Origin of the sequence: Pseudomonas cavernicola (assembly GCF_003596405.1) — a bacterium.
In the GTDB taxonomy this organism is placed as follows: Bacteria; Pseudomonadota; Gammaproteobacteria; order Pseudomonadales; family Pseudomonadaceae; genus Aquipseudomonas; species Aquipseudomonas cavernicola.
The window spans coordinates 832,358-852,025 of sequence record NZ_QYUR01000002.1 but is presented as its reverse complement, the minus strand read 5'-3'; the positions used below and the strand labels follow the sequence as shown (position 1 = coordinate 852,025).

The 19,668-nt window shown below is 63.5% G+C and carries 17 protein-coding genes and 1 pseudogene; 11 read left to right on the top strand and 7 right to left on the bottom strand.

The features are described 5' to 3' along the window. Window positions 1-111: 111 nt before the first annotated feature. Genes D3879_RS04320 through D3879_RS04310 form a run of 3 tightly spaced genes read left to right on the top strand, consistent with a single transcriptional unit; the run spans window position 112 to window position 3,800 of the window. The gene (locus D3879_RS04320) at window positions 112-591 is read left to right on the top strand and encodes an RNA pyrophosphohydrolase (protein WP_119952845.1); all 480 of its coding nucleotides are present in this window, start codon (window positions 112-114) and stop codon (window positions 589-591) included. A 22-nt stretch (window positions 592-613) separates the two neighbouring features. Further along, entirely contained in the window at window positions 614-2,893 is a 2,280-nt protein-coding gene (ptsP, locus tag D3879_RS04315) for a phosphoenolpyruvate--protein phosphotransferase (RefSeq protein WP_119952844.1), read from the top strand. Between the two features lie 16 nt (window positions 2,894-2,909). Further along, the gene (locus D3879_RS04310; protein ID WP_119952843.1) at window positions 2,910-3,800 is read left to right on the top strand and encodes a DUF6929 family protein; all 891 of its coding nucleotides are present in this window, start codon (window positions 2,910-2,912) and stop codon (window positions 3,798-3,800) included. Here D3879_RS04310 and D3879_RS04305 read toward each other — a convergent pair. After that, window positions 3,784-4,530 (bottom strand): NRDE family protein, encoded by a 747-nt coding sequence (locus tag D3879_RS04305; protein WP_119952842.1) that lies wholly within the window; start codon window positions 4,528-4,530, stop codon window positions 3,784-3,786. The two genes, D3879_RS04310 and D3879_RS04305, sit on opposite strands and share 17 nt — an antisense overlap. A 177-nt stretch (window positions 4,531-4,707) precedes the next feature. On the opposite strand from D3879_RS04305, the gene D3879_RS04300 reads away from it, so the two are divergent. From D3879_RS04300 to D3879_RS04285, 4 genes are all read left to right on the top strand, one after another. Then, the gene (locus tag D3879_RS04300) at window positions 4,708-5,490 is read left to right on the top strand and encodes a sulfite exporter TauE/SafE family protein (protein ID WP_119952841.1); all 783 of its coding nucleotides are present in this window, start codon (window positions 4,708-4,710) and stop codon (window positions 5,488-5,490) included. Window positions 5,491-5,700: 210 nt separating this feature from the next. Further along, a complete protein-coding gene (lgt, locus tag D3879_RS04295) occupies window positions 5,701-6,519 on the top strand; it encodes a prolipoprotein diacylglyceryl transferase (protein WP_119952840.1) in 819 nt (272 codons plus the stop codon). Next, on the top strand, window positions 6,516-7,310 hold the full coding sequence (locus tag D3879_RS04290; RefSeq protein WP_119952839.1) for a thymidylate synthase: 795 nt from the start codon (window positions 6,516-6,518) through the stop codon (window positions 7,308-7,310). The genes lgt and D3879_RS04290 overlap by 4 nt, the downstream gene beginning before the upstream one ends. Further along, window positions 7,307-7,738: a hypothetical protein gene (locus D3879_RS04285; RefSeq protein WP_119952838.1), complete on the top strand. Its 432-nt coding sequence runs from the start codon at window positions 7,307-7,309 to the stop codon at window positions 7,736-7,738. Before D3879_RS04290 ends, D3879_RS04285 begins: the two co-directional genes overlap by 4 nt. Before the next feature lie 10 nt (window positions 7,739-7,748). Here the strand turns inward: D3879_RS04285 and D3879_RS04280 are convergent, their stop codons facing one another. Together D3879_RS04280 and D3879_RS04275 are read right to left on the bottom strand one after the other, a co-directional pair. Continuing rightward, complete coding sequence (locus D3879_RS04280) at window positions 7,749-9,122, bottom strand: DUF3482 domain-containing protein (RefSeq protein WP_119952837.1); 1,374 nt, start codon at window positions 9,120-9,122, stop codon at window positions 7,749-7,751. 54 nt (window positions 9,123-9,176) lie between these two features. After that, entirely contained in the window at window positions 9,177-10,577 is a 1,401-nt protein-coding gene (locus D3879_RS04275) for a DUF2868 domain-containing protein (RefSeq protein WP_119952836.1), read from the bottom strand. Window positions 10,578-10,680: 103 nt separating this feature from the next. Between D3879_RS04275 and D3879_RS04270 the strand changes: the two genes are divergently transcribed. Then, window positions 10,681-11,193 (top strand): dihydrofolate reductase, encoded by a 513-nt coding sequence (locus tag D3879_RS04270; protein ID WP_177412368.1) that lies wholly within the window; start codon window positions 10,681-10,683, stop codon window positions 11,191-11,193. A gap of 232 nt (window positions 11,194-11,425) precedes the next feature. On the opposite strand, the gene D3879_RS04265 is transcribed toward D3879_RS04270, so the two are convergent. From D3879_RS04265 to D3879_RS04255, 3 genes are all read right to left on the bottom strand, one after another. Continuing rightward, window positions 11,426-11,884 (bottom strand): metallophosphoesterase family protein, encoded by a 459-nt coding sequence (locus D3879_RS04265; protein ID WP_119952835.1) that lies wholly within the window; start codon window positions 11,882-11,884, stop codon window positions 11,426-11,428. Window positions 11,885-11,980: 96 nt separating this feature from the next. After that, complete coding sequence (gene ilvD / locus D3879_RS04260; protein ID WP_119952834.1) at window positions 11,981-13,828, bottom strand: dihydroxy-acid dehydratase; 1,848 nt, start codon at window positions 13,826-13,828, stop codon at window positions 11,981-11,983. A gap of 330 nt (window positions 13,829-14,158) precedes the next feature. Further along, window positions 14,159-15,352 (bottom strand): class I SAM-dependent rRNA methyltransferase, encoded by a 1,194-nt coding sequence (locus D3879_RS04255; RefSeq protein ID WP_119952833.1) that lies wholly within the window; start codon window positions 15,350-15,352, stop codon window positions 14,159-14,161. Window positions 15,353-15,538: 186 nt separating this feature from the next. Here D3879_RS04255 and D3879_RS04250 point away from each other — a divergent pair, with 186 nt between their 5' ends. The 3 genes from D3879_RS04250 to D3879_RS04235 all read left to right on the top strand — a co-directional run bounded on the left by D3879_RS04250 (window position 15,539) and on the right by D3879_RS04235 (window position 17,923). Continuing rightward, window positions 15,539-16,351: an HDOD domain-containing protein gene (locus D3879_RS04250; RefSeq protein ID WP_177412414.1), complete on the top strand. Its 813-nt coding sequence runs from the start codon at window positions 15,539-15,541 to the stop codon at window positions 16,349-16,351. 221 nt (window positions 16,352-16,572) lie between these two features. After that, complete coding sequence (gene mutM, locus D3879_RS04245) at window positions 16,573-17,385, top strand: bifunctional DNA-formamidopyrimidine glycosylase/DNA-(apurinic or apyrimidinic site) lyase (RefSeq protein WP_119952831.1); 813 nt, start codon at window positions 16,573-16,575, stop codon at window positions 17,383-17,385. Window positions 17,386-17,581: 196 nt separating this feature from the next. Further along, the gene (locus D3879_RS04235) at window positions 17,582-17,923 is read left to right on the top strand and encodes a multidrug transporter (RefSeq protein ID WP_119952830.1); all 342 of its coding nucleotides are present in this window, start codon (window positions 17,582-17,584) and stop codon (window positions 17,921-17,923) included. Between the two features lie 25 nt (window positions 17,924-17,948). On the opposite strand, the pseudogene ggt reads toward D3879_RS04235, so the two are convergent. Further along, window positions 17,949-19,664 (bottom strand): annotated as a pseudogene (gene ggt, locus D3879_RS04230) (gamma-glutamyltransferase). Window positions 19,665-19,668: the final 4 nt, after the last annotated feature.

The window sequence follows — 19,668 nt, the reverse complement described above, 5'->3', positions numbered from 1 at the left end:
CCACAGAATACGAGCTTTCGCCCAGCCTGCCCATAAGGCGGGCAGTCGCGTTGCTGCTGTCACGACCTTTGTGAAAGAATGCCGAAACAAGCGTTTGCGAGGTTGTGTGCCGTGATCGATTCTGATGGTTTTCGCCCGAATGTCGGCATCATTCTGACCAATGATGTCGGTCAAGTGCTGTGGGCGCGTCGTATAAATCAGGATGCCTGGCAGTTTCCGCAAGGCGGGATCAATGATCACGAGTCGCCGGAAGAGGCGCTGTATCGCGAATTGAACGAAGAAGTCGGCCTGGAACAGCACGATGTGCAGATTCTTGCCTGCACGCGTGGCTGGTTGCGTTATCGTCTGCCGCAACGTTTAGTACGTACCCACAGTCAGCCGTTGTGCATTGGGCAGAAACAGAAGTGGTTTCTTCTGCGCCTGAAGTCCGCCGAAGAGCGGGTGCGCATGGATCTGACCAGCAAGCCGGAATTCGATGGCTGGAAGTGGGTCAGTTACTGGTACCCGCTGGGACAAGTGGTGACATTCAAGCGCGAGGTTTACCGCCGCGCGCTCAAGGAATTAGCGCCGCGCCTGTTGGCGCGCGACTGACTACGGAGTTCGACCCCGAGCCATGCTCAACACGCTGCGCAAAATCGTCCAGGAAGTAAACTCCGCCAAGGATCTCAAGGCGGCGCTGACGATCATTGTGCAGCGGGTTAAAGAGGCCATGGGCAGTCAGGTCTGCTCGGTTTACCTGCTCGACACGGAAACCAATCGCTTCGTGCTGATGGCCACCGAGGGTTTGAACAAGCGCTCGATCGGCAAGGTCAGCATGGCGCCGAGCGAAGGCTTGGTCGGCCTGGTCGGTACCCGCGAGGAGCCGCTCAACCTGGAAGACGCGGCCAGCCACCCGCGCTTCCGCTACTTCGCCGAAACCGGCGAGGAACGCTACGCCTCCTTCCTCGGCGCGCCGATCATCCACCACCGGCGAGTGGTGGGTGTACTGGTGATCCAGCAAAAGGAGCGCCGCCAGTTCGACGAGGGCGAGGAAGCCTTCCTGGTCACCATGAGCGCGCAACTGGCCGGGGTGATCGCGCACGCCGAGGCCACCGGTTCGATCCGTGGCCTGGGCAAGCAGGGCAAGGGTATCCAGGAAGCCAAGTTCATCGGGGTGGCGGGTTCGCCAGGTGCGGCCGTGGGTACTGCGGTAGTTGTGTTGCCGCCGGCCGATCTGGAAGTGGTGCCGGACAAGGCCGTCGATGATATCGCCGCCGAGCTGCAGCTGTTCAACCAGGCGTTGGAGAGGGTGCGCGAGGACATGCGGGCGTTGTCGGCCAAGTTGGCGACGCAACTGCGCCCGGAAGAGCGCGCACTGTTCGACGTCTACCTGATGATGCTCGACGACGCCGCCCTGGGTAGCGAAGTGACCACGGTGATCAAGACCGGTCAGTGGGCGCAGGGCGCATTGCGCCAAGTGGTCGGTGAGCACGTCAACCGCTTTGAATTGATGGACGATGCTTACCTGCGCGAACGCGCCTCGGATGTAAAGGACCTCGGTCGCCGGTTGTTGGCCTATCTGCAACAAGAGCGGCAGCAGAGCCTGGTCTACCCGGATAACACCATTCTGGTCAGCGAGGAGCTGTCGCCGGCAATGCTTGGCGAAGTACCGGCAGGCAAGCTGGTCGGCCTGGTCTCGGTGCTCGGCTCGGGTAACTCGCATGTGGCGATTTTCGCCCGTGCCATGGGTATTCCCACGGTCATGGGCGCGGTCGACCTGCCGTATTCGAAAATCGATGGCATCCAGCTGATCGTCGATGGTTACCACGGCGAAGTCTTCACCAACCCCAGCGAAGTGCTGCGAAAGCAATATGCCGAGGTGGTTGAGGAAGAGCGCCAACTGACTCAGGGCTTGAGTGCACTGCGTGCGCTGCCGTGCGAAACCCTGGATGGCCACCGCATGCCGTTGTGGGTGAACACCGGCCTGCTCGCCGACGTGGTGCGGGCCCAGGAGCGGGGTGCCGAGGGCGTGGGGCTGTATCGCACCGAAGTGCCGTTCATGATCAAGGACCGCTTCCCCAGCGAGAAAGAGCAGCTGGCGATCTATCGCGAGCAGTTGGCGGCTTTCCATCCGCTGCCGGTGACCATGCGCAGCCTGGATATCGGCGGCGACAAGGCACTGTCGTATTTCCCGATCAAGGAAGACAACCCGTTCCTCGGTTGGCGCGGCATTCGCGTCACCCTCGACCACCCGGAAATCTTCCTGGTGCAGACCCGCGCGATGCTCAAAGCCAGCGAGGGGCTGGATAATCTGCGCATCCTGCTGCCGATGATCTCCGGCACCCGCGAGTTGGAGGAGGCGCTGCACCTGATCCACCGCGCCTGGGGCGAGGTGCGCGACGAAGGCGCCGACGTGCTGCTGCCACCGGTGGGGGTGATGATCGAAATTCCCGCGGCGGTCTATCAGGTTCGCGAACTGGCGCGGCAGGTCGATTTCCTTTCGGTCGGTTCGAATGACCTGACCCAGTACTTGCTTGCCGTCGACCGCAACAACCCGCGGGTGGCCGATCTCTATGACTTCCTCCACCCGGCGGTGCTGCAAGCGCTGCGGATGGTGGTCGATGGTGCTCATGCCGAAGGCAAGCCCGTGAGCATCTGTGGTGAGATGGCGGGTGACCCGTCGGCGGCGGTGCTGCTGATGGCCATGGGTTTTGACAGCCTGTCGATGAACGCCACCAACCTACCCAAGGTGAAATGGTTGTTGCGGCAGATCAGCCTGAGCAAAGCCAAGGAACTACTGGCGCAGCTGATGGCTATCGACAATCCGCAGGTCACCCACAGCACCCTGCACCTGGCCTTACGCAATCTTGGCCTGAGCCGAGTGCTCAATCCCGCGTCGGCGATTCAGGCCTAAGCGGCGTACTGTTTTGATGGAACAATCGGTTTTGCTGGAGCCATCGGCTCAGCCGTTGTCGCTGTGCTTGCTGGCCAATCTGCGCCTGTCGGCGGCCAGCGCGCTGGTCTGTCAGGGGCAGAGCCTCTGGCTGGTGGCCGACGATGCGTTGTGCCTGCAGCACTATAGCCTGACGGGTGACTGGCTGGCTGAGCGGGCGCTGCTACCCGGCGAGTTGCCGGAGGGCGCCAAGCTGCGCAAAAAACTCAAAGCGGATTTCGAGGCGTTGCTGCTATTGCCCGATGGCGCCTTGCTGGCGCTCGGTTCTGGTTCGACCAAGCGGCGCCGTCGCGGTTGTTTGATCCGAACCGGAGCCGTTCGCGTCATCGACCTCAGCCCGCTGTACCTGAAGCTCGCCGAGCATTTCCAGGAATTGAATCTGGAAGGCGCCGTGGTGCACGACGGGCAATTGTTGTTGGCGCAGCGCGGCAATGGGGTGGGCGGGGAAAATGCCCTGGTGTTTCTCGATCTGCAACAAGCCCTGGACGACCTCGACAGCGGCCAGTTAAGTGCGGCCGCCTTGGTGCGCATCCTGCCGTTGCAGTTGCCGGAGTTGGACGGCGTGCCATTGAGCCTGACCGATCTCAGCGTGGATCCCGCCGGGCGTCTGTACTTCAGCGCCGCTGCGGAAGCCACCGACTCCAGCTATCTGGACGGGGCCTGCGTCGGCAGTGCACTCGGGCGTTTCGATCAGGACTTCAACATCGTGCAACTGGCTCGATTGGAGCCACGGGTGAAGATCGAAGGGCTAGCCTTCCAGGCCGATGGCCGTTTGCTGCTGGTGGCCGATGCTGACGATCCGACGATCGCGGCGCCGCTGTTTGCCCTGGATGGTCTTGGCGAACAACCTGCTAGCACTCAAGGCTGACCTCGCCCAAGTGCGCGCCATACGGCCCGAAACTCCGCTCGACCAGTTGCCGCCGGCCATCGGCCTGGACGATCAGCACGCTGCTGGCGCGTGTGCCGTAGTTGGGGCTGACGATAAAAATGCTCGACAGCAACCGTTCGGTGGCCAAACCGACACCGGTTTCCGGTAGTGCGGCTTCCGGTGCCTGTTGCGGATCGGCCAGGAGCCCCAGCAGTGCCGACGCTTGTGGCGTATCGAGGCATTCGGCGAGCGCCGCTTTAGCGCGTTGCACCTTCGGCCAGGGCGTATCAAGGCCGGCATTGGACAGCCCGTAGAGGCCGCTGCCCAGGCGCAGTGGTGCGCCTTCCCGGGAGTTGAGGTGCCAGAGTTCGTGGCTGTTACCGACCAGCAGATTAAACCCGGCATACTCGCTCGCCCGTTCGGCGATCGCGGCTAAATAGGCCTCTGGCGTTTGCTGGCCACGAAGAAACTGCGCGACCAGTTCACCTCGCGAGCGCCCGCCCTGTGCTTGACCTGGATTGCGGATATTGGTCAGCGCGGCGAAACGGCCTTGCGGGCCGACGCCCAGCCAGGTGCCGCCGGCCTCGAGATCGCGCCCGGCGATCACCCCCGGGGCATCCGCCCAGGCGCCGAGCGGCAAACTCGGGCGGGCATAGAATTCGTCACGGTTGGCCGCGACCACCAGAGGCCGGGCATGTCCGGGGCGCCAGGCAAATACGATCAAACACATAAAGGCTCCTTGGGGTTGCCGGGCCAGTATCCAGGCTTTCACAGTAGGGCAGCTCTAAGTCCGACAAACTCTTAGACGATCCCCACTGTACGAGAAGCCGGCCCTGGCATCCATCGTCGCAGGTGAAGGGGTGGGGGCGCATCCGTTACCATGCCGCTTTGTTTTTCGGGGGTATAGATGGAACTTCTACTCTATTTGCTACTGGGGGCTGGTGCTGGCGTGCTCGCCGGGCTGTTCGGCGTGGGCGGGGGCATCATCATTGTCCCGGTGCTGGTGTTCAGTTTTACCGCTCAAGGCTTCGATGCGTCGATCCTCACCCACCTGGCGGTCGGTACCTCGCTGGCGACCATTATCTTCACCTCGATCAATGCGGTGTTGGAGCATCAGCGCAAGGGCGCGGTGCGCTGGCCGATCTTCGGCTGGATGACCCTCGGGACTCTGTTCGGTGCCGGTTTCGGTGCGCTGACGGCGACGGCGATCACCGGGCCGCTGCTGCAGAAGATCATCGGCGTGTTCGCGATCACTATTGCGCTGCAGATGGCCCTGGAGCTGAAACCGCAAGCCAGTCGTGGTGTCCCAGGCAGGCTCGGTTTGAGTGCTGCCGGCACCGTAATCGGTTGGGCCTCGGCGATTTTCGGCATCGGCGGCGGCTCGTTGACCGTGCCGTTCCTGAGCTGGCGCAGTGTGCCGATGCAGCAGGCGGTGGCAACCTCTTCCGCCTGTGGCTTGCCAATTGCCGCGGCCAGTACGCTGAGTTTTATGCTGCTGGGCTGGCACGATCCACTGCTGCCGTCGTGGAGTCTGGGCTTCGTCTACCTGCCGGCGATGGCCGGGATTGCCATCACCAGCATGTTTTTCGCCCGCTTTGGCGCGCGCCTGGCACATAAACTGTCGCCGCGTTTGCTTAAACGTTTGTTCGCCCTGCTGCTGTTCTGCGTGGGCACGAGTTTCTTGGTTTAAGAGCCTGCTCATGATCTGCTGCGCGTCAGCCATGCTGTGCTGAAATCGGGCTAAAAATGCTCGTTTACTACGTGTAAACTGCGCTTTTGACTCGCTTCGCTCACCCTGCGGGCCAGCCTTTGGCTGTTGCTCCGCTTCGCTACATTTCGCCCGATTTCGCCTTGCCTGACCTTAGCTCGCAAGACCGTGAAAAGGCTCTAAGGAGTCCACATGCTGGCTTACCCGCAAATCGACCCGGTGGCGCTGGCCATCGGCCCGCTGAAAATCCACTGGTACGGCTTGATGTACCTGATCGGCATCGGCGGTGCCTGGCTGTTGGCCTCGTACCGCTTGCAGCGCTTCGACCCGACCTGGAGCAAGGAGAAACTCTCCGACATGGTGTTCTGGGTGGCGATGGGGGTGATCCTCGGTGGGCGGCTGGGTTATGTGTTGTTCTACGACTTACAGGCCTATGTAGCCAATCCGCTACTGATCTTCGAAGTCTGGAAGGGCGGCATGTCGTTCCACGGCGGTTTTATCGGCGTCATGCTGGCGACGTGGTGGTTCGGTAAGCGCAACGGCAAGAGCTTCTTCGAGCTGATGGACTTTATCGCGCCGCTGGTGCCGATTGGGCTGGGTGCCGGGCGCATCGGCAACTTCATCAATGCCGAGCTGTGGGGCAAGGCCACCGATCTGCCGTGGGCGATGATCTTCCCGACCGACCCGGCACAACTGCCGCGCCATCCGTCGCAGCTCTACCAATTCGCCCTCGAAGGCGTGGCGCTGTTCCTGGTGCTCTGGGCGTTTTCGCGTAAACCACGGCCGACCATGGCGGTCTCCGGCGTGTTCGCGCTGTTCTACGGCTTGTTCCGCTTTATCGTCGAGTTCGTCCGCGTGCCGGATGCCCAGTTGGGCTACCTGGCCTTTGGCTGGCTGACCATGGGGCAGGTGCTCTGTGTGCCGATGATTCTCGGGGGTATCGGCCTGCTGATCTGGGCTTATCGCCGTCCCTCCACTGCACCACCCATTACTAAGGGAGCCGCGCAATGAAACAGTACCTCGAGCTGATGCGCCTGGTGCGCGAGACCGGCACCTTCAAGCCCGACCGCACCGGCACCGGCACCTACAGCCTGTTCGCCCATCAGATGCGCTTCAATCTGGCCGATGGCTTTCCGCTGGTGACCACCAAGAAATGTCACCTGAAATCCATCATCCATGAGCTGCTGTGGTTCCTTCAGGGCGACACCAATATCAAGTACCTGCAGGACCACGGTGTACGCATCTGGGACGAGTGGGCCGACGAAAACGGTAACCTTGGCCCGGTGTACGGCTACCAGTGGCGCAACTGGCCGGCACCGAACGGTGGGTCGATCGACCAGATCAGCAAGCTGATCGAGATGATCAAGAAGAACCCGGACTCGCGCCGGCTGATCGTTTCCGCCTGGAACCCGGCGCTGGTCGAGCAGATGGCTCTGCCGCCGTGCCATGCGCTGTTCCAGTTCTACGTCGCCGACGGCAAGCTCAGCTGCCAGCTGTATCAGCGTTCGGCGGACATCTTCCTCGGTGTGCCGTTCAATATTGCCAGCTACGCGCTGCTGACGCTGATGGTGGCGCAGGTCTGCGACCTCGAGCCGGGTGAGTTCATCTGGACTGGCGGCGACTGCCACCTGTATGCCAACCATATCGAGCAGACTGACCTGCAACTGTCGCGCGAGCCGCTGCCGTTGCCGACCATGAAGCTCAACCCGGCGGTGAAGGATCTGTTCGCCTTCAAGTTCGACGACTTCGAGCTGGTCGGCTATCACGCCCACCCGCATATCAAAGCGCCGGTAGCGGTTTGACCGGCGCCGATATGCCCTTGGTGGCGATTCAGAAAATCGCCGAGCAGCTGCGCGCGGCAATTTTCAGTGTGGAGCCCGCGGCTCGGCATGCGTCCTTGAAGAACTTCCCGCATGCCAGCTGTGGCAGTACCTCCGAGCTGATCGGCAGTTATCTTGAAGAAAAGGGCTTCGGCCGCTTCGAGTATTTGCATGGCAGCCGCGAGGGGATTCCTTCCCATGCCTGGATTCAGCAGGGCGACTTGATCGTCGACCTGACGGCCGATCAGTTCCCTGGGATCGACGAGGCGGTGATCGTGTCGCGCTGCTCGCAGTGGCATGCGCAGTTCGAGGTTTCCAACCCGTACAAGATCGATATCGCGGCGAGCGATGAGGGTGCGTTGAGGCCGCTGCAGCCGTTTTATGAGCAGCTGCAGCGTTTATTAGGCTAGCCGGCAGGCTTTATCCGGCGGCCAGTTGCTCGCTCAACCGTTGCAACTGGGCTTGCCGCTCCGCTTGCTCCAGCTGGGGCGCGGGGCTGAGCGCCGACCACTCGGGGTGAGCGCGGGCCTTGAGCAGGGGCTGTGGCAACTTGCCGGTGCGCCAGGCGTTATCCTCCGGCGTGGCCACGCGCAGCGTCTCCACGGCCGCATGCCCGCGCGCCTGCAACGCTTGCAGCAACTGCCGTTGGCGCAGAGCCAGGAGCCGCAGCACCGCATCGTCCACGGTCAACTCGCGCTGGCCCTTGAGCTTGCCGAGCAGGCGCCCGCCGTAGCTGCGCGCGGTCTGCAGCGCGCCGCCAGCGATGGCGCCAGCGACGGCGGCCACGCCCAGGGTCAGACCGCCGACCAGCAAGTCGATACCGGCGCCAGCTGCGGCGCCTGCGGCAATGCCGCTGCCGACACGCACACCGAGCTGCTTGAGGGTTTCCGGGTTGAACAGGTCGTCGCCCCAGCGCCCGTCGAGCAGCGGCAGGTCCGCAGCGGCGGCATCCCCCGGGCGGAAGGCATACAGGCGCAGCAAGGCTGCCACGCAGCGTTGCTCACGTTGGCGGATCGCTTCACGCAACTCGCGGATCGCGCCCTGTTCCAGGGTCGGCTGGGCGGCCACGCTACGGCGGCAGGCGGCGCTATCCAGCAGCAATTCGGCGATCAGCCGTGCACCGCTGTGCTGGCGCGCGCGCGCCTGCGCTTCATGGTCGAGGATCAAGCGCTCCAGCTGCGGGCGGGACTTTTCCAGCAGCAACGCCAGGCTGTCGTAGAGCCGCCGTTCGCCGTCCAGCGGCGGCGCAACCGTGTCGAAGCGCACTAGCGCGTGCAGGCCGAGACGGGCCAAGGCGGCACGCCAGTCGGGCTCGCGTTGCTGGGCGCTGGTGACGAAGTTCAGCACCGGCAGTAGCGGTTTGCCGCAACTGGCCAACACCGCCAGTTCGTCGCGGTACTTGGCCAACACTGGCTCGCGGGCGTCGATCACATACAGGCCGGCATCCGATGCCAATAATTGGCGCAACACCTTGGCCTCCTGCTCGAAGCGCTGGCGCGCTTCGCTACTCTCGAGGAAGCGCGTCAATCGCGCCGGGCCGTCGAGGCGCTCACCGGGGCGATCCAGCCGTTCTAGATAGTCGAGCAGGGCGATGGCGTCTTCCAGACCGGGCGTGTCATACAGCTCCAGCAACGCCTCGCCATTCACCGACAACCGAGCACCCTCGACATGCCGGGTGGTGCTCGGCCGATGCGACACTTCACCAAAGTCGACGTCGCGGGTCAGGGTGCGCAGCAGCGAGGTCTTGCCGACGTTGGTGTGGCCGACGACTGCCAGTTTCAGCGGCTTGCTCATGAGTGGCTTCCTTGTCGAGCGCAATCAGCGCAGCAGATTGACGCTATGTGAGCGTCAATCATGGCCTGTCTCCAGCCAGCTCAGCGGCGCGCTGTTGGCATAGCTCAAGCCCAGTTTCGCCAAGGCCTGTTGCCAGTCGCCCAGGCGTTCGCTATCCAGTGCTTCGCCGGGTTGTGCTTGCAGCAGCCAGATCCGGGTGGCGCCAGCGCAGCGGGCCAGTTCGGAGAGCAATGTCAGGGTGCCGCGATCCGGCGAGCGCTGCGGGTCGCAGGCGATGGCCAGGCGGGCCGGTGGAAATCGCGTCAGTTGCTCGAGCAGGCGCTGGCGCTGTTCACGGCTGTCGATCACGCCGGCATTGGCGAGGCCTTTCGGTAGTGCCGGCGGCCAGGGACGGCGGTCGTCCAGTTCGATCGCCACCAGCAGCGCACCTGCGCTATTGCTTGCCGCAGCACCGGCCTGGGGTTCGGCCAGGTGTTGCGGCGCCTCATCGCAAACGCCCAAGCGTTCGCTACTGGGCAGGAGGCGGTCGCGCAGCAAGCTGTAGCCAGGCAGATTCAGATCCAGCGCGAGAGCCGCGCGCCCCCGTCGCCAGCGCCACAGGCAGAGCAGCGCGAGGAGCCCGCGCGGCAGCACGCCGTAGGCCAGCAGTACGCCGACCAGCCAGGCAGCCCAGGCTTGCCGGGCGCTCTCGACTGCCAACGCACTATCGCCGCTGGCGCGGATCAGTTCGGCATCCGGCAAGGCAAACCCCAGTAGCGCGGGGAGTGCGCCGAGCGCTTGGGTCAGCGCGACGAAGGTCTCGCCGCTGAGGATGGTGGTCTCCCAGACAAAGCCATATCGGCGAGTGGCCAAAAGGGCCAGCAGGCTGAGCAAAGCAGCCAGCAGCACCACTAGCCAGAGGCCATGCACCAGCAGGCCCAGGGCCCAACGGCTGAGTCGCTGGCGTTGCAGCAAGAGCAGCAGCGCCGGTGCGAGCTGCGCCGCTTGGGCGTCACGCGCGAGTTTTTCACTTAGCCACAGCCAGAGCCTGCCCAGCGAACCGGCGCTGTCCCCGGCAAACGCCAGGCCCAAGGCCCAGCCGAGCAGCATCAGCAGGTGCAGGCCGAGCAGGCTGCCCAGCGCCCAGAACACATTGACCGGCCGTTGGCCGTCGCCCAGTGCGGCGAGCGCCAGGCCGGCGCCGCTCAGTAGCGCCAGGCTCAGCAGGACAATCAGCGCTAGCTGCGCACCTTGGCGCCAATGCTGCAATGCACCGAACAAGCCATCGCGTTGCGCCAGCCACAGCGCGCGGCTCTCGATACGGCTAACCAGATCGCCGCCCGCGGCCTGGGCGAGGCGGTTCGCTTCGCGATCTTCCAACGGGCCGGCGTGTTCTTCACGTAGACGCACGGCTTCCGTAAGCCAGAGGCGCTCAAGGGAGGAAAGAGAGTGGGCGGGGCGGTTCGACTCAGTCACGCGGCGGCTCGTGCTTAGGCTGTGCCCAGAGGATAACCGCTCAGGGCGAGCCCATCATCCGTTTGCTTTCTTTCCGGTCCCCGGAGCCGTTATCCTCGCCGCTATGAAAAAAACACTCCCCCTCTGTCTCATCGCCGCCATCGCCGACAACCGCGTGATCGGCCGCGACAATCAACTGCCCTGGCATTTGCCGGTGGATCTCAAGCACTTCAAGGCGCTGACCCTCGGCAAGCCGATCATCATGGGCCGCAAGACCTGGGATTCCCTCGGCCGGCCGTTGCCGGGCCGCCTCAATCTGGTGGTCAGCCGTCAGCCGGGTTTGCGGCTGGAAGGCGCCGAAGTCTTCCCGTCGTTGGAGGCGGCGCTGATCCGTGCCGAAGCCTGGGCGCGTGCTGAGGATGCCGAAGAGTTGATGCTGATCGGTGGTGCGCAGTTGTATGAGCAAGGGTTGCGGCAGGCCGACCGGCTGTACCTGACCCGCGTCGCGCTGAGCCCGGAGGGTGACGCCTGGTTCCCGGAATATGCGGACAGCGACTGGCGCATGGCTTCGAGCATCGAGCATGCAGCAACGGCAGAAACACCGGGTTATGCCTTTGAGGTGTGGGAGCGGCGCTAAGAGGTTGAGCGTGGGACGCGGGTATCTGCTGGGTTTCATGAGGTGCATACATGTACCTCACCCTTGTAGGAGCGAGCTTGCTCGCGATCGGGCATGGCAGAAAACATCGCGAGCAAGCTCGCTCCTACAGGTTCGGGGATGTAATAGACACTGGATTTCCGCCTACGCGGGAATAACGAGGGAAAGCTAATCCTGGGCTGTTCGCTTGGGAACCATCCTGGATTGCATCCGGTTACGGGGTGAGGGCTATCAGCTCGCCGCGCACACCTTGGTCATCCACATGCAGCAGACCGACGGAGATCGGTAGCTTGAAGCGCCGAGGCCCGGCGCTGCCGGGGTTGAGGTAGAGCACGCCGTTGCGCTCTTCCCGTTTGGGTTTGTGGGAGTGGCCGCTGATGACCACACGAATGCCTTCGGCGGCGGGATCGAGTGTCAGCTCGGCCAGGTCGTGCAGCAGATAGAGCGAGACGCCCGCCAGATTCAGCCTGAGGTGCTCCGGCAGGCTGTGCGCCCACTCGCCTTGATCGTTATTGCCGCGCACCACCGTCAGCGGTGCCAGCGCGCGCAGGCTGTCGAGGATTTCCGGCTTGCCGATATCGCCGGCATGGAGGATGTGGTCGCAGCCTTCCAACGCCGCCAGTGCCTCGGGGCGCAGCAGGCCGTGAGTGTCGGAGATCAGGCCGACTTTCATGCGGGTCTTCATGCGCTGATTGCCCTCTCGCCTTTTTTCGTAAACGGTAGAAAGCAAAAACCCGGCGTGGTGCCGGGCTTTTGCATTGCTGGGTGCTTACGGCGTCAGTTTGTCGAGCATCGCCTTGTCGCGTACCGCACCCTTGTCGGCGCTGGTGGCGAGCAGGGCGTAGGCCTTCAGTGCGGTGGTCACCTTGCGTGGGCGTTTTTCCACCGGTTTCCAGCCTTTCTTGTCCTGTTCGTGACGGCGGTGAGCCAGCTCTTCGTCGCTGACCAGCAGGTTGATCGAGCGGTTGTGAATGTCGATCAGGATTTTATCGCCTTCACGCACCAGACCGATGGCACCACCCGCTGCCGCTTCCGGCGAGGCGTGGCCGATGGACAGGCCCGAGGTACCGCCGGAGAAACGCCCGTCGGTGAGCAGTGCGCAGGCTTTGCCCAGGCCCTTGGATTTCAGGTAGCTGGTGGGATAGAGCATTTCCTGCATGCCCGGACCGCCTTTCGGGCCTTCGTAACGGATGATCACGATGTCGCCGGCTTTCACTTCGTCGGCGAGGATGCCGCGTACGGCGCTGTCCTGGCTCTCGAAGATTTTTGCGTTGCCTTCGAAGACGTAGATCGATTCGTCGACACCGGCGGTCTTCACCACGCAGCCGTCGCGGGCGATGTTGCCGTAGAGCACAGCCAGGCCGCCTTCTTGCGAGTAGGCGTGCTCGACGCTGCGGATGCAGCCTTCGGCGCGGTCGTCGTCGAGTGTTTCCCAACGGGTCGACTGGCTGAATGCGGTCTGGGTCGGAATGCCCGCCGGGCCGGCCTTGAAGAAGGTGTGCACGGCTTCATCGTCGGTCTGGGTGATGTCCCACTTGGCGATGGCGTCGGCCATGGTCTGGCTGTGCACGGTCGGCAGCTCGGTGTGCAGCAGGCCGCCACGGGCCAGTTCGCCGAGGATGCTGAAGACGCCGCCGGCGCGGTGCACGTCTTCCATGTGGTACTTCTGGATGTTCGGCGCGACCTTGCACAGCTGCGGCACTTCGCGCGACAGGCGATCGATGTCGCGCAGGTCGAAGTCGATCTCGGCCTCCTGGGCGGCGGCCAGCAGATGCAGGATGGTGTTGGTCGAACCGCCCATGGCGATATCCAGGGTCATGGCGTTCTCGAACGCCTTGAAGCTGGCGATATTGCGTGGCAGGGCCGACTCGTCGCCGTCCTGGTAATAGCGTTTGCACAATTCGACGATGGTGCGCCCGGCTTGCAGGAACAACTGTTCGCGGTCGCTGTGGGTGGCCAGGGTCGAGCCGTTGCCCGGCAGGGCCAGGCCGAGGGCTTCGGTCAGGCAGTTCATCGAGTTGGCGGTGAACATGCCGGAGCAGGAGCCACAGGTCGGGCAGGCGCTGCGCTCGTACTCGGCGACTTTCTCGTCGGAGGCGCTGTCGTCAGCGGCGATCACCATGGCGTCGACCAGATCCAGGCCGTGGCTGGCCAGTTTGGTCTTGCCGGCTTCCATCGGCCCGCCGGAGACGAAGATCACCGGGATATTCAGGCGCAAGGAGGCCATCAGCATGCCGGGGGTGATCTTGTCGCAGTTGGAAATGCAGACGATGGCGTCGGCGCAGTGGGCGTTGGCCATGTATTCGACGGAGTCGGCGATGATCTCGCGGCTCGGCAGCGAATAGAGCATGCCGTCGTGGCCCATGGCGATGCCGTCATCCACGGCGATGGTGTTGAATTCTTTGGCGACGCCGCCGGCCCGCTCGATCTCGCGGGCGACCAACTGACCGAGGTCCTTCAGGTGCACATGGCCGGGCACGAACTGGGTGAAGGAGTTGGCGATGGCGATGATCGGCTTCTTGAAGTCCTCGTCCTTCATCCCGGTGGCACGCCACAGGGCGCGGGCGCCGGCCATGTTGCGGCCGTGGGTGGAGGTTTTCGAGCGATAGTCAGGCATGGTAGTTCCTGCAGCTAATCAGGTAGCGGTTATGTACGTATGGTGAGCGTCGCTTGGATCGGATGCAAACAGTAGTCGCTGTGTGTTCGGATCAAGGCCGGGAGGCGTAGCGGGATCACCGCATGCTGGGCCTGGGCTCACATGCCCGCCGGGGATGAGTGGCGAGGGATGCCTGGATTCTACTCTTGGCGCTCGGACCGTGGAAAGGCTGATGGTCGGGCGCGGGGTAGGGTGGGTTAGGCCGTAGGCCGTAACCCACCAGACGGATTGGTTCGCGGCACCGGTGGTGGGGTACGCCGCGGAGCGGCTAACCCACCCTACACAGTCAACTCAGACTGGCAGCAAGCGGCAGGTCAGGCTCTTGATGTAGCGGGTCTCGACGATAGCCGGGTGTACCGGGTGATCCGGGCCTTGGCCGCCACGTTCGAGCAGCTGGATATTGCGATCCAGGTGGCGGGCGCTGCTGAGCAGGATGTTCTGCAGGTCGTCTTCCGGCAGGTGCATGGAGCAGGAGGCGCTGACCAGGATGCCGTCCTTGTTCAGCAGGCGCATGGCTTGTTCGTTGAGGCGACGGTAGGCGGCCTCACCGTTTTTCAGATCCTTCTTGCGCTTAATGAAGGCTGGCGGATCGGCGACGATCACGTCGAAGCGCTCTTCGGCGGCTTTCAGTTCCTTCAGGGCTTCGAAGACATCGCCTTCCACGCAAGCCACGCGCTCGGACAGGCCGTTTAGCGTGGCATTGCGCTCGACACCGTCAAGGGCAAAACCGGAGGCGTCTACGCACATCACTTCGCTGGCGCCAAACGCCGCCGCCTGCACGCCCCAGCCGCCGATGTAGCTGAACAGGTCGAGCACGCGCTTGCCTTTGACGTAGGGCGCCAGTCGCGCGCGGTTCATCCGGTGGTCGTAGAACCAGCCGGTTTTCTGGCCTTCCATGACCGGCGCTTCGAACTTCACGCCGTTCTCTTCCAGGGCTACCCACTCCGGCACCGTGCCGAACGCCGTGTCGACGTAGCGGCTCAGGCCTTCGGCATCACGGGCGGCGGAGTCGTTCTTCCACAGCACGCCGCTGGGTTTGAGCACCTGGATCAGCGCGGCGAGCACGTCGTCCTTATGCCGCTCCATGGTGGCGGAGGCCAACTGGACCACGACGATATCGCCGAAACGGTCGACCACCAGGCCCGGCAGCAGGTCGGAATCGCCATAGACCAGACGGTAGTAAGGCTTGTCGAACAGCCGCTCGCGCAGCGACAGCGCGACATTGATCCGGTGCACCAGCAGGGATTTGTCCAGCACATGCTTGGTATCGCGGGAGATCAGGCGGGCGCAGATCAGGTTGTTCGGGCTCAGCGCGACGATGCCCAGCGGTTTGCCGCCGGCCGCTTCGAGGATGGCCTGGTCGCCGGCATTGAAACCGTTCAGCGGGGTGGCGACGACATCGACTTCGTTGCTGTAGACCCACAAGTGTCCGGCGCGCAGGCGGCGATCGGCATTGGCTTTGAGGCGCAGGCTGGGCAGGGACATGGGGTCGCTCTCCGGAAAAAGAGCGGGATTATAGCCCAGGCGACAACCCGCTAGGTTGCAGCGAGTTACTGTGGAAATGCTGGCATTTGGCTAGACTGTGGCGGTTTTCAGCTACCAACAGTTATCGCCGCCATGGCTCACGAGTTATCCGCCGAACAGATTCAAAAGGTCTTGCAGGGCATCAGTGTGCCACCGCAGCCGCAGATTATGGTCGACCTGCAGATGGAGCAGGTCATGCCCAATCCCGACCTGAAGACCATCGCCAAGCTGATTAGCCAGGACCCTGGCTTGTCCGGGGCGTTGCTGAAAATCGTCAATTCGCCGTTTTTTGGGCTGTCCAACCGCATCGCCTCGATCCAGCAGGCGGTCAACCTGCTCGGCTGCAACACCGTGATCAACCTGATCAACGCGCAGTCGATCAAGGGCGAGATGACCGACGAGGCCATCGTCACCCTCAACCGTTTCTGGGACACCGCCCAGGATGTGGCGATGACCTGCCTGAGCCTGGCCAAGCGCATCGGCTACCAGGCTGCGGATGAGGCCTATACCCTCGGCCTGTTCCACAACTGCGGCATCCCGCTGATGCTCAAGCGCTTTCCCGACTATATGACGGTGCTGGAGGAGGCTTATGCCAGCGCCAGTCTCGAGCGGCGTATCGTCGACACCGAGAACCGCCTGCTGAATACCAACCACGCGGTGGTCGGCTACTTCACCGCCAAGTCGTGGAACCTGCCGTTGCACCTGTGCGAGGCAATTGCCAACCATCACAACGCCTTGTCGATTTTCACCGACGACTCCGGCCGCGATGCGCAGCTGAAGACGCTGCTGGCGATCCTGAAGATGGCCGAGCATATTTGCGAGAGCCATCGGGTACTGGGCAACCAGGCGGATGACCATGAGTGGCAGAGCATCGAGCAACTGGTGCTGGAGTATGTCGGGCTGTCCGAATACGACTTCGAAAATCTCAAGGAAAGCCTCCGCGAACTCGGCACCCGCTAAAGGGCGCTCTCGAGGTCTCGTCATGCGCAATGCTTTCCGTAGGAGCGAGCTCTGCTCGCGATTGCGGTCAACGCCGATGTCGCTGATCGCCTGCAGAGCTGGCTCCTAGAGGCTCGTTGCGGGCGGCTTCTAAGCCAGCGACGGCAGCGCCTCGTCGGCCTTGGCCTTTCCTGCTAAGGTGGTTGTCTGCTCTCACTCTGCCGTTGCCGTGCCCGCCTTTTATGCCTGAATTACCCGAAGTCGAAACCACCCGCCGCGGGATCGCGCCCTATCTCGAAGGCCAGCGCGTCAGCCGGGTGATCGTGCGTGAGCGCCGCCTACGTTGGCCAATCCCCGAAGACCTCGACGTGCGCCTGTCCGGGCAGCGCATCGAGTGTGTCGAGCGGCGCGCCAAGTACCTGCTGATCAAGGCCGAGGCGGGGACGTTGATCAGCCACCTCGGCATGTCCGGCAGTTTGCGCCTAGTGCCTGCCGATACACCGGTGGCCAAGCACGAGCATGTGGATATCGTGCTGGAGTCCGGGCTGGCGCTGCGTTACACCGACCCGCGGCGCTTTGGTGCGCTGCTCTGGAGTGCCGATCCGCTCAACCACGAGTTGCTGCTGCGCCTGGGGCCTGAGCCGTTGACCGAGTTGTTTGACGGCGAACGGCTATATCAGCTGTCGCGCGGCAAAAGCATGGCGGTCAAGCCGTTCATCATGGATAACGCGGTAGTGGTCGGGGTTGGCAATATCTACGCCAGCGAGGCGTTGTTCGCCGCCGGTATCGACCCGCGTCGCGAAGCCGGCTCGATCTCGCGGGCGCGTTATCTGAAGTTGGCGCAGGAGATCAAACGTATCCTCGCCCACGCCATCGAACGCGGCGGTACCACCCTGCGGGATTTCGTCGGCGGCGATGGTCAGCCGGGTTACTTTCAGCAGGAGTTGTTCGTGTATGGGCGCGGCGGTGAGTTCTGCAAAACCTGCGGCAGCACCTTGCGCGAGATTCGTCTGGGCCAGCGCGCCAGCGTCTATTGCCCGCGCTGCCAACGCTGAAGTTATCGGCCTGCTGTGCCGGTCAAGTGGCGATGAACACGCCGACCTCAAGGCGATCTTGGCCTTCTATTGGCCTTTTCTACCGAAAAAGCCGCGATACGCGTTCTGCGGCGATTGACGGCCGTCACGCTGACAATCGCCGGAGCACTGTTATAGTTAGTGCCATCGCACCCTGAATAGCTGAAGGATCGCACTCATGAACCTGTTTCGCTCAACCGCTGTTGTCTTGGCGCTGACCACTGGCCTACTGGCGCTGCCGGCACAGGCGGAAATGGTCTATCAGCAGAATGCCAGTGGTGATCCGCTGTACACCGCCGACGCCCCGCCGGCCTATTCGATGATCGGTGATTTGCTGATTGCCCGCCCATTGCTGATTGGCGCTACGGCGATTGGCGTAGTGGCCTTTGTCGTCAGCCTGCCGTTCACGGCGCTGGGTGGCAATGTCGGTGAGGCCGCGCAAGAGCTGGTGGCAGTGCCAGGCAAGGAGGCGTTTGTGCGCTGCCTGGGATGCACCACCAGCGGCTACAAAAGGGACTGATCAAGTAGTCACGCTGAAAAGCCGGTCAATCGACCGGCTTTTTTGTCTCTGCATCTGGCGTGAAGAGTATGGCCCGGCCAATCCCGCGTGGATCGCTGGCGGCCTCGACGCTCGCGCTGTCCTTGTTCCACAACAGTACCTGCTGATTCCCGTAACTGCGCTCTACGGCTTTGAGCTGATAGCCACGGGTTTGCAGCGCGGTGATTTCTGCCGGGGTGAAGGCCGCTGGCTCGTACTCGATCTGGTCTGGCAGGTATTGATGGTGATAGCGCGGTACAGCCGGCCAGCTCGCCACCGGTCGGCCGTCCAGGTATTCGAGAATCGACAGCAACACCATGCTGGGGATGCGGCTACCGCCTGGCGTGCCGAACGCGGTGAACTGGCTAGGGCTCTCGATAAAGCTTGGGCTCATGCTCGACAGTGGGCGTTTACCGGCGGCGATGGCATTGGCCCGGCTAGCGCTTAGGCCGTAGGTATTGGCGCCTTGGGGATTGGCGGCGAAGTCGTCCATTTCATCGTTGAGCAGCACGCCGGTGCCCGGCACGGTGAAGGCGGCGCCGAACGGTAGGTTGACCGAGAGGGTGGCGGCAACGGCGTTGCCGGCGCTGTCGAGCACCGCGAAATGGGTGGTGTGATCACCTTCGCGCCACGTTGGAGCCGGCGGCAGACTGCTGCTGGGTGTGGCTTTCAGCGGGTCGATGCCGCGCGCCAGTTGCTGCAGATAGCGACTATCGAGCAACTTGGCGATGGGGTTGGCGACAAAGTCCGGGTCACCGAGCAGGCCGCGGTCGCGATAGGCGCGACGTAGCACTTCCACCACATAGTGACTGCGCTGCAGCTTGTCGGCCTCACGCCAGGGCAGCTGTTGCAGCATGGTCAGGCTTTGCGCCAGGGCGATGCCGCCGGCGGAGGGCGGCGGCGCGCTGATCAACTCACGCCCCTCGGCGAGCGGATAGCGCAACGGCGCGCGCTCCACCACCCGATATTGCGCCAGGTCGGCGAGGCTCCAGATCCCGCCGGCCGCCCTGACTCCGCTGACCAGTTTCTGCGCCGTTTCGCCGGCATAGAAGCCGGCCTTGCCGTAGCGGGCCAGGCGCTCCAGGGTGTCGGCGAGTTCCGGCTGAAGCAACAGGCCCCATTGCTCGGGGACGGCGCCCTTATCGAGGAAGATCCGCGCGCTTTCCGCATCGTCGCGCAAGGCCGCCAGGCGCCAGGTGGCGCGCTCGCGGTAGACGCGGTCGATAGACACTCCGTCGCGCGCCAGGCGGATCGCCGGAGCCAGGGAGTCGATCAAACGTAAGCGCCCGAAGCGCTGAGCCAACTCCACCAGAGCTGCGGGCAATCCAGGTATGGCTGCGGCCAGGCCGCCCTCCAGGGACAAGGCTGGCTGCACCTGGCCGCCACGCCGGTACATATCTTAGTGGGCGGCCAACGGTGCCCGTTCGCGGGCGTCGAGAAAGCGGTAGGTCGGTTGTTCGCCCGCCTCGCGCAATAGAAAGAAGCCGCCACCGCCGAGGCCCGAACCATAGGGCTCGACCACAGCGAGGGCGGCGCTGACCGCCACGGCGGCGTCGAAGGCGTTACCACCCGCAGCCAGGGTTTCCAAACCCGCTACGGTTGCGGCGGGATGGGCGCTGGCGATGACAGCCTGCTTGGGGGTTGGCGCGGCCTGGGCGAGCAGGACAAAAAATAGCAGCAGGGCGCCGAACAGCGCTCTAGCAGGCGAGCTGCCGCGGATCAGGCAG